Below are 1,177 nucleotides of genomic sequence, written 5' to 3'. Positions count from 1 at the left end.
TCTCGAAGCGTGGAGAACGGCCGCCTCCGCCGTCCCGGGAAGAACCGCAGATCAGCAGGTCGGGTGACGTGCGAGGTTAAACGAAAAGCTCAGAAAGTGTTGGGTAATCGGGTGATCACTCGTTCTTGAGGTCGTCGGCGAGGCGGCGAGCTGCTTCGGTCTCGATGGGGCCGCGTGGTTCGATCTCCTCGCCGGCGAGGCGGGCGGCCATGAGCCGGATCATGGCGACCTTGATCATCGCTTCGGCGTGCGCGGTCTTGCGCTCGTAGTCCCGTGCCAACCGTCTGCACCGTCCCAGCCAGGAGAATGTCCGCTCGACCACCCACCTGCGGGGCAGCACCCGGAACCCTTTCACATCCGCGTTGCGCGGCACCGCGACGATCTCCACGTTCTCGCGCTCCGCGGCCCACCCGACCAGGCCGGCATCGACGACGTTGACGTAGCCGCCGTCGACCCAGACCAGCCCGACCTGCGGAAACAGCTCCCGGATACCGGCCAGGACCAGCTTCGCCCCGGCCCGGTCCTGCACCGAGGCCGAGTGGACCACCGCCCGCAGCACGAGCCCGCAGGTGTCCACCAGCAGATGCCGCTTGCGGCCGCGCACACGCTTGCCCGCGTCGTAGCCGATCGCCTGCCCGCCCTGGTGGCTGCGGGCCGACTGCGAGTCCAGCACCGCCGCCGAGGGCTGCGGATCCCGACCGTCCACCACTCGGACCCGCTCGCGAAGCGTGTCGTGGACCCGATTCCACGTCCCGTCCGCCGTCCACGCGCGAAACCACCGATAGGCCACGTCCCACGGGACGAGGTCGTGCGGAACAAGCCTCCAGGCACAGCCGCTGACCAGCACGTACAGCACGGCGTCCACGACTGTCCGGCGCGCGAACTTCAGCGGACGACCGGCCCGGCGCGGATCCCGCTCCGGCAGCAGCGGCTCGATCACCGCCCACTGGGCATCCGTCAACGACGAGTCGTAGGAAGCCTTGCACAAGCAAACACACATGCCGGTGATCTTCGCGAACGCCCCGACCGCGAAGATCACCGCCCGTGCATCACAGCCCGAACTTGATCAATTACCCAACACTTTCTCAGCTTTTCGTTTAACCTCGCACGTCACCCGACCTGCTGATCTGCGGTTCTTCCCGGGACGGCGGAGGCGGCCGTTCTCCACGCTTCGAGA

At 67.5% G+C, this 1,177-nt stretch carries 1 protein-coding gene; it reads right to left on the bottom strand.

Annotated elements, in window-relative coordinates; genetic code table 11:
* Nucleotides 1-115: 115 nt before the first annotated feature.
* Nucleotides 116-1,000, bottom strand: a complete 885-nt coding sequence (locus tag ACIQTO_RS38175; protein ID WP_402398283.1) for an IS5 family transposase — start codon at nucleotides 998-1,000, stop codon at nucleotides 116-118.
* Between the last annotated feature and the right edge of the window lie 177 nt (nucleotides 1,001-1,177).

This window comes from Kitasatospora sp. NPDC091207 (assembly GCF_044768625.1).
Taxonomy (GTDB): domain Bacteria; phylum Actinomycetota; class Actinomycetes; order Streptomycetales; family Streptomycetaceae; genus Kitasatospora.
The sequence above is the reverse complement of the archived record's forward strand: the minus strand, read 5'-3'. Positions and strand labels throughout refer to the sequence as shown.

What these genes read in the sequence shown, in the direction of transcription:
- ACIQTO_RS38175 (WP_402398283.1), bottom strand. Translation starts at nt 1,000, where the DNA reads ATGTGTGTTTGCTTGTGCAAGGCTTCCTACGACTCGTCGTTGACGGAT.